This window comes from Alphaproteobacteria bacterium (assembly GCA_020638555.1).
In the GTDB taxonomy this organism is placed as follows: domain Bacteria; phylum Pseudomonadota; class Alphaproteobacteria; order Bin95; family Bin95; genus JACKII01.
The window spans coordinates 26,736-39,049 of record JACKII010000007.1 but is presented as its reverse complement, the minus strand read 5'-3'; the positions used below and the strand labels follow the sequence as shown (position 1 = coordinate 39,049).

Sequence of the window (12,314 nt, the reverse complement as noted above, 5' to 3'; positions counted from 1 at the left end):
GCACGACGCGAAGGCCGGGCGAAACCGGAGCCTCCGCAGACCGACGCCCCTCGTCCCGCTACGCCACCAGCTTGCGGTAGAGGTGCCAGGTGGCGTGGCCCAGCACCGGCAGCACCACGATCAGGCCGACAAAGGCCGGGATGGTGCCGAGCACCAGGCCGCCGGCGACGATCAGGCCCCAGACCGCCATGGTCCGCGGATTCTGCCGGACTGCGCGGACCGAGGTGCCGATGGCGGTCGCCAGCCCGACGTCATGGTCCAGCAGGATCGGGTAGGAGACGACGCTGATCGCCAGCGCAACCACCGCGAAGACGAAGCCGACCGCAACGCCGATACCGATCATCGCCCAGCCCGCCGGCGTGGTGAACACGTCGGTTGCGAAGGCCGAGAGCGAGGCCGGCGCCTCCGGCCCGAGGGTCAGGGCGTACAGGACCACGGCCGCGCCCAGCCAGGCCAGGAACAGCGCCAGCAGGATCAGGCTGAGGACGACGATCGCCCCGAAGGACGGCGCCCGGGTCACGCCGAAGGCATGGGCCCAGCTGACCCGCACCCCCTGTTCGCGCTCGCGGCTCATTTCGTAGAGCCCGACCGCCGCCACCGGACCCAGCAGCGCAAAGCCGGAGGCAAGCGGGAACAGCAAGGGCAGGAAGGCCTGGTTCAGGGCAAACCGCGCCAGAACGAGGCCCGCGAGCGGATAGATCAGGCACAGGAAAATCACGTCCGTGCGGCAGGCGGCGAAGTCGTCGAAACCCCGCCGCAGCGCGTCGCGCAGATCGCCGACGGCGATCCGGCGCAGGGTTGGCGGCGCCTCGCTGCCATAGACCGACCGGGTGGCGCCCCTCACATGACCGGCGGCACTGCCGAATTCGGCCGCCGTCCACTCCAACGGGTTCTTGATATGAGCCATGGTCACACCTCCGCGTGAAGCCTTGGCACGGCCCCGGCAATGCGCCATCGAATGGCTGCCCCGCACCCTGCCGAGACCTGCCAGTAACCGCTATCATATAGGACGCTGTGCGCTTTTGTCACTTTACGAGACTGTGATGGCGCGCGGCCATCCCGTTTGCCCCTACCTCGCCGATCCGAAACGAGTGTTTGCCATGACTGTCTCCACCGCCTGCCTGATCACCGGTGCTGCCTCCGGCATCGGCGCGGCCCTGGCCCGGCGCCTGGCGCAGCCCGGTCTCCGCCTGATCCTGCACACCCGCCAAAACCGCCAGGGGCTGGAGGCGGTGGCCGACGCGGTCAGGGCCGCCGGCGCCGAGGCCGAGACGGCCTATGGCGACCTTTCCGAGCCGGCCGCGTGCGCGGCGGCGGTCGCAGCCTGCGGCGGCCGGCTCGACTGGCTGGTGCACAATGCCGGCTTTTCCGACAACCGGCGGGTGGCGGACCTGCCGGCGGACGCGGTGCGCCGGAACCATGCCGGCATCACCGACGCCTTTTTCCAGTTGATCCGCAACGCCCAGCCGCTGTTGCAGGCGAGCGACCGGGGACGGGTGGTGGCGGTTTCTTCCTTCGTCGCCCACCGCTTTCCGCCCGCGGGCAACCTGTTCCCGGCCAGCGCCCAGGCCAAGGCCGGGCTGGAGGCTCTGGCCAGGGCGTTCGCGGCGGAGATGGCGCCCTGGCGCGTGCCGGTGAACGTGGTGGCGCCCGGCTATATCCGGAAGGACGCCGGCATGCCGTCCGCGCTGACGCCGGAGCAGTTCCGGGCCATGGCCGAGCGCGTGCCGTTCGGCCGCCTCGGCCAGCCGGACGACGTGGCCGCGGCCATCGCCTTTCTACTGGGCCCGGATGCCGGCTACATCACCGGCCAGGTGCTGCATGTCGACGGCGGTCTGGGGTTGGGGTGAGGCCAAGGGAGAAAGCGGCCAATTCGGTGTATTTTCCCCTCCCCCGGCGCGATCGGGGGTCCATGCCTGAGCGCTCCCCACAGAGTCCGGGCTTTGGGGGGACGTCTCAGGCATGGGCTCCCGCCTCCGCGGGAGAAGGGGGAGAGGAGAGCCGCTCGCGCCGCAAGCTCGGGGAAACAGCACGGTTCGGTGCCTTCAGCACTGGTGTTCCCCGGCCGCCGCGGAGCGGGGAGCCGGGGCCGGCCGGGTTCATCGAACACCGGCAACTCCCGTGTTCGCAAGCCGCAAGCGATCCCGGATGCCCGCTCCGCAGGCTCCGGGAAACACATGCCCGCTCCGCAGGCTCCGGGAAACACATGCCCGCTCCGCAGGCTGCGGGATAGGGGCTATTTCCAGATCGGGCGGCCGCTGCCGGGCAGGCCGTAGCTCTTCCAGCGCTCGGTGACGCGCTGCACCACGTCGTCGGCCATGCGGATCGGCACGCCCCATTCGCGGGTCGTCTCGCCCGGCCATTTGTCGGTGGCGTCCAGGCCGATTTTCGAGCCGAGCCCGCTCACCGGCGAGGCGAAGTCCAGATAGTCGATGGGCGTGTTCTCGATCATGGTCACGTCGCGGGCCGGGTCCATGCGGGTGGAAATCGCCCACATCACGTCCTTCCAGTCGCGGGCGTCGATGTCCGCGTCCACGACGATGACCCATTTGGTGTAGAGGAACTGGCGCAGATAGCTCCACACCCCCATCATCACCCGCTTGGCGTGGCCGGCATAGGCCTTCTTCATCGACACGACCGCGATCCGGTAAGAGCAGCCCTCCGGCGGCAGCCAGAAGTCGACGATTTCGGGGAATTGCTGCTGCAACAGCGGAATGAACAACTCGTTCATCGCCTCGCCCAGCACGCTCGGCTCGTCCGGCGGCCGGCCGGTGAAGGTGGAGAGATAGATCGGGTCGCGGCGCATGGTGATGGCGCTGACGGTGAACACCGGAAAGCGCTCGACCTGGTTGTAATAGCCGGTGTGGTCGCCATACGGCCCCTCGTCGCCATAGTCGGTGAGCGAGACATGGCCTTCCAGCACGATTTCCGCGTCGGCCGGCACTTTCAGCGGCACGGTCTTGCAGTCGACCAGATCGACCTTGGCGCCCCGCAGCAGGCCGGCAAAGGCGTACTCGCTGAGCGTGTCCGGCACCGGCGTCACTGCCGCCAGGATGGTGCCGGGGTCGGCACCGATCACCACGGCGGCGGGCAGCGGCTCCGGCTTCTCGGACTTCCAGCGGGCGTGATGCTGGGCGCCGCCGCGGTGCTTCAGCCAGCGCATCAGCGTCGTGTCCCGCCCCGTCACCTGCATGCGGTAAATGCCGAGATTATAGTCGTCCTCGCGCCGCGTGCCGGGCCCCTTGGTCACCACCAGCGGCCAGGTGATGAGCGGCGCCGGCTCGCCCGGCCAGCAGGTCTGGATCGGCAGGGCCGCCAGGTCGATCTGGTCGCCCTTGAGCACCACCTCCTGCACTGGAGCTTTCGACACCGTGCGCGGCTTCATGGTCATGACGGTTTTCAGCATGGGCAGCATGCCCATGGCCTCGCGCCAGCCGCCCGGCGGCTCCGGCTGGCGCAGAAAGGCCAGGGTCTCGCCCAGTTCGCGGATCTGGTGCGGCTCGCGCTCCATGCCCCAGGCGACGCGCTCGACCGTGCCGAACAGGTTGGCCAGCACCGGCATGGCGTATTTGGCGCCGTCCTCGCGCCGCACATTCTCGAACAGCACCGCGGGGCCACCTTCGGCCAGCAGGCGGGTCTGAATCTCGGTCAGTTCCAGCACCGGCGAGACCGGCGCCGAAACCCGCACCAGCCGGCCGGTGGTTTCGAGCCGGGTCAGGAATTCGCGAAGGGAGCGGTAGGCCACGGGGTCGGTCTGCCTTTCCGGGAAACGGCGAAGCGCGGGTTAGGACTTTTCCGCGCCGGTTCCCTTACAATGGGTTCTGCCCTAATGCCACTTCCTATTGCCACCTCCAAAGCCAAGCGCCCGGCGCGATGCCGCGGCCAAAGGAACAGCCCGATTGCCCGATCCGGCCCCCGCCTCGCCGCTGCTCTCCCGCCTGGCGGCCCACCATGCCGACACCTGGCGGCACAGCCTGCGGGTCGGCCGGTTCGCCGCCTGGCTGGCCGAGGCGGCCGGCCTGACGCCGCAGTTCGGCCCGGACCTGGCGCGCGCGGCCAGCCTGCACGATATCGGCAAGCTCGCCCTGCCGCCCGCGCTGCTGGACAAGCCGGACGCGCTGACGCCGGCGGAACGCGAGCGGTTTCGCTGCCATGCCGGCGACGGTGCCGCCCGGCTGTCAGAGGCCGGCGATTCGCCCCTGGCCGTGGCGATTGCCGGCCATCACCACGAGCGCTGGGACGGGTCCGGCTATCCCCGAGGGTTGGCCGGCACCGCCATTCCCCTGGCAGCCCGGCTGGTGAGCCTGGTCGATGTCTATGATGCCATCCGGATGCCCCGCGCCTACAGCCCCGCCCATGCGCACGAGGAGGCCATGACGATCCTGCACCGCATCGCCCATGAGTTCGACCCGACCCTGATGGCCGCGCTGCGCGCCCATGCCGATGGCTTGGAGGCCGCCTACCGCCAGGAAACCGGCGCATGAGCCGGCCCCCGGACCGAACCGACGCCCTGGCGCGGGCGCTGGATTATCCCTATGCGGCGCCGGCCGGCTCCTATCTGTTCCGCGACGGGCGGGCGCTGCCCTACCGGCCGCCCGGCCGCGGGGCGCATGGCCGGCGGGTGCCGGTGATCGGCTATGGCTCGAACCGGGCGCCGGAGCAACTGGCGCGCAAATATCCGGGTGCGGCGGAAATCCCGGTCGAGGCCGCCTGGCTGGAAGGCTTCGACGCGGTGCATGCGGCCCGCCTCTCCGGCTATGGCGCCGTGCCGGCAACGCTGGCCCCCTGCCCCGGCATGCGCGTGGCGGTGTCGGTGGCGTGGCTGACACTGGCACAATTGCCGGCCATGCACCGCAGCGAGGCCATCGGCGTCGGCTACGATTTCGGCGTGCTGGAGGCGCCGCTGCTCGGCGAGCACAGCGGCCGCCTGCCCCGCGCCCTGGTCTATGTCGCCCGCAGCGGCGCCTTCGCACCGGCCGGCGAACCCGTGGCGCTCGCCGGGATCCGGGCCGAGGGCCGGCGCTGGCGGGCGCTCGCCCAGGCGGAGATGCAGGAGTATTTGCGCGCGGCACTGGCGCCGGACCAGCCGCTGGAGCGCTTCGTCCTGGATCACGCCGACAACCGGGCCGTGCGGCAACAGCGGGCGGCCTGGCTGGCCAAAACCGCGCAACCATGGCATGAACCGCGCTTCCGTGTCCTTGCCGCCTGCGACCCGCTATGAACCGCACCGCCCTGCTCTCGCCTGCCGACCCGCCGCCCTACACGGTCCTGAATCCGGCCTCGCCGGTGCCGCTGCTGTTCGTCTGCGAGCACGCCGGACACCGGGTTCCGGCCGCGCTCGACGGGCTCGGCATCGCCGAGGCCGACCTGCTGGACCATATCGGCTGGGACATCGGCGCCGAGGCGGTGACCCGGCGGCTGGCGGCGATCTTTGCCGCGCCGGCCGTGGTGGCGACCTATTCCCGGCTGGTGATCGACGCCAACCGGCCGCTCGCCCATCCGGGCTCGATCCCGGAGGAGAGCGACGCGCGCCCGATCCCGGCCAATATCGGCCTGGACGCAGCCGCGCGGCGGGCGCGGCAGGAGGCCTGCTTCTGGCCCTTCCACCGCGCCGTCGCCGCCCAGCGCCGGCGCCTCTGCGAGGCGCAGGCCGCGAAGGGTGGGCCGTCGCCGGTGCTGGTGTTCGTGCACAGCTTCACCCCGGCCATGGCAGACGGCTCGCCCCGGCCGTGGCAGGTGGGCATTCTCTACGACCGCGACGAGCGGCTGGCGGCGCCGTTGCTGCACTTCCTCGGGCAGACCCTGGGCGAGCGGCTGGGCGACAACCAGCCCTATACCGGCCGCGGCGGCACCGGCTTCAGCGCCCAGGTGCACGCGGCCGAACCCGGCCTGCCGCACATCATGCTGGAATTCCGCAACGACCTGCTGCGCGAGGCGGCCGGCGTCCGGCTCTGGGCCGCGCGCCTGGCGACGGCGCTTCGCGCCTGCCCGGACGTGGCACGGGTGCTGTAGGGACGCGCTCTTCCCCGCCGCACTGGGAGCGGACGAAGCGAAAAACCATACCCATCCCCGCGCAGGCGGGGACCCATGCCGGAGAGCCAAATCCCAGAGTCCAGACTTTGTGGGAAGCACTCAGGCATGGACTCCCGCCTGCGCGGGAGAGGGGGCAAAAGGGGAAGGGTGGGACGCAATCCCGGGTGTTCTCAAGCCGCCTCAGGCCGCCAGCACCGGGCTGCTGCCGACGATGGTGGTGCGGTGCGAGACCCGGCGGGCGTGCGGATCGTAGGGCAGGATGCGGTGCATGGTGCAGCGATTGTCCCACATGACGATGTCGTGCGGCTTCCAGGTGTGCTCGTAGACGAAGCGCGGTTCGGAGCAGATGGCGTAGAGCCGGTCCAGCAGGTCTTTCGCCGCCGCCGCATCCAGCCCCTCGACGGCGTCGTTGTAGATCGGGCTGATGAACAGCGACTTGTGGCCCGTCTCCGGATGGCGGCAGACCATGGGCTGCCAGACCGGCGGCATCGCCGCCTTTTCCTCGGCCGTCGGTTCGTATTTCGAGCCGATGCGGTTCAGGTTGGCGAAGTCGTGGCGGCAGCGCCGGCCCGCGATCCGGGCCAGCAGGTCCGCCGGCAGCGCCTCCAGCACCGCCTGCATGTTGGTGAAACAGGTCTGGCCGCCCTCGTCGACCACCTCGATGCCGTGCAGGATCGAGCCCATGCAGGGCACCGGACGGAAGCTGGAATCCGTGTGCCAGATCTTGGTGAGCAAAAGCTGGGTCATCACGTCGGAATCCGGCGGCCGCACGCGGTTGGTCTCGTCCACGTTGGAGACCTTGAAGATCTCCGGCAGCGAGGCGTCCTTGATGATCTTCTGGTGGTGCTCCTCCAACTCGCCGAAGCGGCGGGCGAAAGCCACGTGTTGCGCATCGGTGACGGGCTGGTCGTGCAACACCAGCACCTTGTGTTGCAGCCAAGCCTGTTTCAGGTCGGCCAGGTCCGCGTCGGAAACGGGCCGGGTCAGGTCGAGGCCCGAAACCTCCGCGCCGATGCAGGGGTGAACCGGGGTGACGGTGAGCGCCATGGCGAAACCTCCCTCATGCCGGCTGTTCGGTGAATTCGAAACCCATGGTGCGGCCGTGATAATACAGGCCACCGTCCTGGATGATCAGGAACATGGCCCGCTCGCTGCCATGGTTCGAATGGGAATGCACGCTGACCGGCGGCGTGATCGTGGTGCACCAGGGCGCCCAGTCCTTGCGCCGGCCGTCGATGGTGGAAAAGCAGTTCTCGCCCCGGATCACCAGCGACACCGCCACCGAATTGTGCCGGTGCGGCCGCTGGGTGATGCCCGGCGGCAAATAATTCATCGCCACGGTGAGGGTGGGCAGCGCGTTGCGGCTCGCCTCGTTGGTGTCGGAGGAAAAGATCAGGGCGGAACCCGCCTCTTCCTCGTTCCGGCCGACGCTGTCGATGATGCCGATCTGGCGCTCGATCTCGGCCGCCGGATAGTGCACGACGCCGGTGGGTGCGGCGCCCGGCGCCGGCGCCCGCAAATGCTCGAACGCCAGTTGCGGCTCGTTGGTGACCAGCCACAGCACCGCATCCTCGCTGCCGGCGGTGTAGGCGTGCGGCACCCCGCCCGGCAGCACGAACAGGTCGCCCGGCCCCCACTCCACCGTCTCCTCGCCGCAAACGAGCGTGCCGGACCCCTGGATGCCATAGCCGACGACGCCGGTGGCGTTGAAGTCGGTGGTCAGCGTTTCGCCCGCCCTGACCTTGCCGTAATAGGCCAGGACGAAGGGCGAAGTGGCCGGGAACGGGCATTGCATCGCGTCCGAGACATCGCAGGCGACGAGGCCGGTCGGCGTCTGGCTGGCCAGCGCCTTCGCCGGTTCCTCGGTAAACGCCTTGTCGGGCACCGGCGGCAGAATCACGTTGAAGGCGTTGCCGGTGTTGAAGAAACGGGCGCGCGCCTGGGCCGGATTGGCGGGTTGGGCGGCGGTCTGCGCCGGCAGGTCGCCGATCGACTGCGGCAGGGCGGCGTCAGGCATCGGCAGGATGCTCCTTTGGTCGAACGGAAGGCGGCCAAAACTGTTGCACCTTGCCCGTGGGATGGCAAGCAGCAGCGCGATCCCTCACCGGGCGCCGGCGCCCCCGTTTCTGCCGCAGGCTGCGATGACAGGGGCGCTTCGCGCAGAGGTACTCGGCGACCAGTTCCGTTCACTTCGTTGCGAAGTGTTTAAACTTACGGTTATTTGCGGTTTTGTCGCGCCATTGTTTTTACCATAACATTTTACCGTATTTGTTCAGTCCAAAAATTTTGAATAATTTTCATTGAATCTTTCCAAAAGCAATTCTAGATAAACGCCACATAGAAAAACTATATCAAAAGTTGGAGAGACATGATGTGGAACCCTTTGCGTTGTGCGGTGCGGACCGTCATCGTTGCCGCCGCGATCGGCGCGGCCGCCGGCGGCTCGGCAGGGGCCGTCGCGCTCAATGCCTGCGTTGACGCCCCGTTCGGAACGGGGTCGCTGACCTGCACCGTCGACAACAAAACCGAGTTCAGCGGCTTGGACCCGAACGCATTCCCGGGCACGCCCGCGGGCACGTTCAAAACCGGCCCGAACGACAAGGAGGCGGATGTGGAGGCGGCCCTGAACCATGTGCTGGGGCGCTATGTCGATCTGACCTCGGTCTCGGGGGAACTCAATCGCTCGTCCTCCAACGGCTTCACCCTCACGCCAACGTCCGGCCACGGCCAGCTGACCGCGTTCGACTGGAGCTATGCCGGCAGCGCGACCCTGGCCTATCTGTCGATCAAGGCCGGCGACGCGTTCGCCATTTTCGACATCAACGGCCAGATCGCCGGTTCGGCCGGAACCGACAACCTGCTGGTCGACAAGAAGGGCAAGCCGGTTAACATCGCGCATGTGAGCTTCTGGGGCATCGCACCGCCCTCCGGCCCGGCGATCGAGCCGCCCACCGTACCGCTGCCGTCCGGCCCCGAGGCGCAGGCGGTGTCGTCGCCCGGCATTTTGGCCCTGGCGGGCGGCGGACTGCTTGGGATTGTCGCCCTGCGCCGGCGCCACGCCTGACCGCCGCAACGCCTGAACGCGCGAACCCGGCACGAAGCCTCCGGGACGGGTCGCTCGCGGCCCGTCCTGCGCCTTGGGGCGCAAACGTCGCGGCTCAACTGCCGTTGCCAAATGCGGTCGGGGCGGCTAAGACACGCGCCTGGAACAGGTCGCAGCGGCCCGGTTGGCAGGGCGGTTCCTCCGCAAATCGCGGAGCGGCCCGAAACCCGGTTGGACGCCAACGGGCTGGCCAGCGACCCGGAAAACCCGTAGGGTTATGTTTCGATTGGTGAGCCGCTTTAGCTCAGTTGGTAGAGCATCGCATTCGTAATGCGGAGGTCGTCAGTTCGAGTCTGACAAGCGGCACCATTCAACATTTCACCCCCTGGAACACCCCCTAACACCTTGAACGGCAAGGTGGTTTTGGGAGTTCTAGGTCCTGTTTTTCGGCAGTAGGCCAGACGGTCCGCAAAGGCCAGTTTTAGCACCGTAGAGCGCATGCTCTGATCCCCTTTTTCCCATATTTTCCAAGGATTTGAGAGAAAGATCAGCGCGAGTTCTAGTTTTTCTGCTGCGCCTGCATTCGGCTTTGCCATCCGCTCCAGCTTGTCATGCGCCAGCAGGCGCTCGCGCTCCAGACGCTCGGCCTTGCGCTCATACGCTTTCATTGCGACCGTGCTCTCGCTCTCTGCCAGCCGGTCGAGAACGCCATTGAGCTTGGCCTCTAACTCCGAGATTTCATGGCGAAGGGAATCGCGCGCGGCTTTAACCTGCTCGCTGCGTTGCTGCCATGCATCCATGAACATGGCCCGAGCAACATTGAGCAATGCCTTGCTGGGGCTAATCCGCTTCAAAACTTCCACAAACTCCCCCTCCAGCTTGTCGCGGCGGATTGACTTGCCATAGGACTCGCATGCCTTGTTCTGGCAAAGGTAATAGGGATAGCGCTTGCCGGTCGCGCTTTTCGAGAAGCTGGAATAAAGCGGCGCATCGCAATCCGCGCAGCACACAAAGCCCCTGAGCGCGAACTCCTTGCCGATATCCTTCCGCGCGGGCGCATAGCCCGTCGAGCTTAAGCGCTCCTGGATGCGCTCAAAGGTGGAATAAGAGATCAGCCCCTCGTGATTGCCTTTACGGAGAGGAACGTCCCATTCGAGCGCGCGCACGCACCCGGCATAAAGCGGATGGGTGAGCATGTCGGTGACCTTCTGAAGACGAATGCCGCCATAGGCTTTCTGGATCGGAAACTCGGGCTGATCTTCCAGCCATCGCTGGACTTCGCTCTGCGTTGAGAAGCGCCCACTGGCGAAGCCCTCTAATGCTTCCTGGACGATAGAGGCGATGGGCTCATCGCGCACCAGCACCTTGCCCCCGCCCTTGGCATTCACATAGCGATAGCCGGGGATAGTGCGGAACACCCAATAACCCTGCTCAACACGTGCCTTCATCTTCTGAAGCACCTGGCGGCGGTTCTGCTTGCGCTCAAGCTCGCCCTGGGCCGCGATGATCGTTTCGATGAACTCGCCCTCGGGCGTATCTTCAAAGCGGAAGTTCAGACATTCAGGGCGCGCGCCATGGGCGTCAGAGTGCGGCGCAGCTTTTTATGAAACTCGATATCGCGCGAGAAGCGCTTGAGATCATCAAAGATGATGACGAAGCTGGTATCCTTGGCGGCTTCCAGATAGGCGAAGCAGCGCGACCATGCCGGGCCGGTTCATAAAATCGCCGCCGCCCGAGACATCATCAGGGGAAGACAGCCTCGACCTCATAGCCCCGCTCTATCGCATATTGGCGGCAGCGATGCTCCTGGGATTCAAGGCCCGCTCCATCGCTGCTCTGCTTCTGCTCGACACCCGGCAATAAATGATGGCCTTCTGCTCGGACGCCTCCTTTGCTGTAGCGATACGTTTCGTATTGACGCTCATATCTCCTCCCTTCCTGCCAGGGCAAACGCCTCGGCGAGTGTTTTGCTGATGATTGATGGTCCCCTGAGGTCTACCGGATCGTCCGAAGCTTTTGCGCTGACAGCCGGAGCAATTGGCAATTGTCCACAGCTTTGTTCGGGCTCAAGCCGGTAGCCGAGATCAACGAAGCAGCACATGATCGTCCACAGCGCTATCAGGATGTCTTCTCGGGCTTGCTCATCCAGGCTCCGGATCGTCGAGCTGATCTTCGTAATAGGACAGATCGAGCGTCAGGGATTTACGAACCGGAGCGGATTGCTGCCCTATATCTTTGCGCGTGGTTATCTCCACGTCAGACCTCCTTTTTTAAGCGTGTGTCTTCGTCTTTGTCTTCCCCTTCATTGATGAGAACATAACAAGAACATTACTTGATTATGGCTCACTTGTGAAGGGAAGGTTTTTATTTTGTGCCGTGATCAGCGAGAGGGTTGCTGAGCGCGGCCTTGCGCTTGCTGGGCTTGGCCTTGCTGCTGCTGGACGTATTTTGCCCGGTCCTGCTCCTTCAGCCGGTGGACCGAGGCATAGGCCATCTCCATCAACCGGCCAGCCTTTAAGAGGCTCATGGCCGGGGATGGAGGATGTATCGCGCCAGTTCCTTCCTTGTCCTGATAGCTGTAGGAGAGCGTGGCGTTATACATCGGTCCGCGCTCACCCTCATTCGCCCAGATGGCAGCCGTGATGCGTCCATCGCGGTGGGTCTCAATCGGTGTTTGCCGGACTTGGGAATTGCCTTGGGAATTGCCCTGCGCATTGTCCTGGGCTTGGGTTTGATTGCTCATGGATATCTCCTTCATCTGAGCCTTGGGTTATCGGGATGGGGTATGGGGTTTGCCGCGCTGGCGCTCTTGCCAGTGCTGGCGCAGCGCTTTTGCTGGCGAACATAATCCGCGCGCGCATTGGCGGGCTGCTTTTTGAAGTCATGGCGCAGTGCCTGCGAGGCGCTCGCCAGCCGCCGCTCTCCGGTCGTGATCGCGGCCTCGCGCTCGGCATTGAGGTTCGAATGCACGGCCACTTCCACCTCGCCATTGATAGTGTAATGACGCTCTACATTGAGTGTGGGCCGCGTGGCGGCAATCTTATCCAGCGCATCGCGCGTGACTGGATGTGCTGCCCTTCACGCGGGAAGTTATTGGGCGCGCCACTCCTACGTCGTGTCATGGCCTAAATCCCTTCGCGAAGGACCACTGACCGCTATCTCGGTATTGCGGCCAGTCTCGAAGCTCTCGCGGGGCATCCTCGGTAATCACCTTGCGGTGGCGTTGCCCCCAACGCGT

At 66.3% G+C, this 12,314-nt stretch carries 11 protein-coding genes, 1 tRNA gene and 1 pseudogene; 6 read left to right on the top strand and 7 right to left on the bottom strand.

All coding sequences use genetic code 11. The annotated features are described in order from the left end of the window. Window positions 1-58: 58 nt before the first annotated feature. Window positions 59-907, bottom strand: coding sequence for a DUF2189 domain-containing protein (locus H6844_19390; GenBank protein ID MCB9931568.1), 849 nt, complete (start codon window positions 905-907; stop codon window positions 59-61). A gap of 193 nt (window positions 908-1,100) precedes the next feature. Here H6844_19390 and H6844_19385 point away from each other — a divergent pair, with 193 nt between their 5' ends. Continuing rightward, on the top strand, window positions 1,101-1,850 hold the full coding sequence (locus H6844_19385; protein ID MCB9931567.1) for an SDR family oxidoreductase: 750 nt from the start codon (window positions 1,101-1,103) through the stop codon (window positions 1,848-1,850). Between the two features lie 386 nt (window positions 1,851-2,236). Here H6844_19385 and H6844_19380 read toward each other — a convergent pair whose 3' ends face one another. Continuing rightward, a complete protein-coding gene (locus H6844_19380) occupies window positions 2,237-3,745 on the bottom strand; it encodes a UbiD family decarboxylase (protein MCB9931566.1) in 1,509 nt (502 codons plus the stop codon). Window positions 3,746-3,899: 154 nt separating this feature from the next. On the opposite strand from H6844_19380, the gene H6844_19375 reads away from it, so the two are divergent. Genes H6844_19375 through H6844_19365 form a run of 3 tightly spaced genes read left to right on the top strand, consistent with a single transcriptional unit; the run spans window position 3,900 to window position 6,012 of the window. Beyond that, window positions 3,900-4,484, top strand: coding sequence for an HD domain-containing protein (locus H6844_19375; protein ID MCB9931565.1), 585 nt, complete (start codon window positions 3,900-3,902; stop codon window positions 4,482-4,484). Next, a complete protein-coding gene (locus H6844_19370; GenBank protein MCB9931564.1) occupies window positions 4,481-5,221 on the top strand; it encodes a hypothetical protein in 741 nt (246 codons plus the stop codon). The genes H6844_19375 and H6844_19370 overlap by 4 nt, the downstream gene beginning before the upstream one ends. Continuing rightward, window positions 5,218-6,012, top strand: a complete 795-nt coding sequence (locus tag H6844_19365) for an N-formylglutamate amidohydrolase (protein ID MCB9931563.1) — start codon at window positions 5,218-5,220, stop codon at window positions 6,010-6,012. Before H6844_19370 ends, H6844_19365 begins: the two co-directional genes overlap by 4 nt. A 201-nt stretch (window positions 6,013-6,213) precedes the next feature. Here the strand turns inward: H6844_19365 and H6844_19360 are convergent, their stop codons facing one another. Continuing rightward, entirely contained in the window at window positions 6,214-7,080 is an 867-nt protein-coding gene (locus tag H6844_19360; GenBank protein MCB9931562.1) for a TauD/TfdA family dioxygenase, read from the bottom strand. 13 nt (window positions 7,081-7,093) lie between these two features. Continuing rightward, window positions 7,094-8,050 carry a cupin domain-containing protein gene (locus H6844_19355; GenBank protein ID MCB9931561.1) on the bottom strand — a complete coding sequence of 319 codons (957 nt, stop codon included), beginning with the start codon at window positions 8,048-8,050 and terminating at the stop codon, window positions 7,094-7,096. 351 nt (window positions 8,051-8,401) lie between these two features. Here H6844_19355 and H6844_19350 point away from each other — a divergent pair, with 351 nt between their 5' ends. Next, window positions 8,402-9,097 (top strand): hypothetical protein, encoded by a 696-nt coding sequence (locus H6844_19350; GenBank protein MCB9931560.1) that lies wholly within the window; start codon window positions 8,402-8,404, stop codon window positions 9,095-9,097. 272 nt (window positions 9,098-9,369) lie between these two features. Continuing rightward, window positions 9,370-9,445, top strand: a tRNA-Thr gene (locus H6844_19345). Window positions 9,446-9,927: 482 nt separating this feature from the next. Here the strand turns inward: H6844_19345 and H6844_19340 are convergent. The 3 genes and pseudogenes from H6844_19340 to H6844_19330 all read right to left on the bottom strand — a co-directional run bounded on the left by H6844_19340 (window position 9,928) and on the right by H6844_19330 (window position 12,046). Next, window positions 9,928-10,524 (bottom strand): annotated as a pseudogene (locus H6844_19340) (recombinase zinc beta ribbon domain-containing protein). 932 nt (window positions 10,525-11,456) lie between these two features. Beyond that, the gene (locus H6844_19335; GenBank protein MCB9931559.1) at window positions 11,457-11,819 is read right to left on the bottom strand and encodes a hypothetical protein; all 363 of its coding nucleotides are present in this window, start codon (window positions 11,817-11,819) and stop codon (window positions 11,457-11,459) included. A gap of 11 nt (window positions 11,820-11,830) precedes the next feature. Beyond that, window positions 11,831-12,046: a hypothetical protein gene (locus tag H6844_19330; GenBank protein ID MCB9931558.1), complete on the bottom strand. Its 216-nt coding sequence runs from the start codon at window positions 12,044-12,046 to the stop codon at window positions 11,831-11,833. Window positions 12,047-12,314: the final 268 nt, after the last annotated feature.

What these genes read in the sequence shown, in the direction of transcription:
- H6844_19355 (MCB9931561.1), bottom strand. Translation starts at nt 8,050, where the DNA reads ATGCCTGACGCCGCCCTGCCGCAGTCGATCGGCGACCTGCCGGCGCAG.
- H6844_19365 (MCB9931563.1), top strand. Translation starts at nt 5,218, where the DNA reads ATGAACCGCACCGCCCTGCTCTCGCCTGCCGACCCGCCGCCCTACACG.
- H6844_19350 (MCB9931560.1), top strand. Translation starts at nt 8,402, where the DNA reads ATGATGTGGAACCCTTTGCGTTGTGCGGTGCGGACCGTCATCGTTGCC.
- H6844_19370 (MCB9931564.1), top strand. Translation starts at nt 4,481, where the DNA reads ATGAGCCGGCCCCCGGACCGAACCGACGCCCTGGCGCGGGCGCTGGAT.
- H6844_19360 (MCB9931562.1), bottom strand. Translation starts at nt 7,080, where the DNA reads ATGGCGCTCACCGTCACCCCGGTTCACCCCTGCATCGGCGCGGAGGTT.
- H6844_19335 (MCB9931559.1), bottom strand. Translation starts at nt 11,819, where the DNA reads ATGAGCAATCAAACCCAAGCCCAGGACAATGCGCAGGGCAATTCCCAA.
- H6844_19390 (MCB9931568.1), bottom strand. Translation starts at nt 907, where the DNA reads ATGGCTCATATCAAGAACCCGTTGGAGTGGACGGCGGCCGAATTCGGC.
- H6844_19385 (MCB9931567.1), top strand. Translation starts at nt 1,101, where the DNA reads ATGACTGTCTCCACCGCCTGCCTGATCACCGGTGCTGCCTCCGGCATC.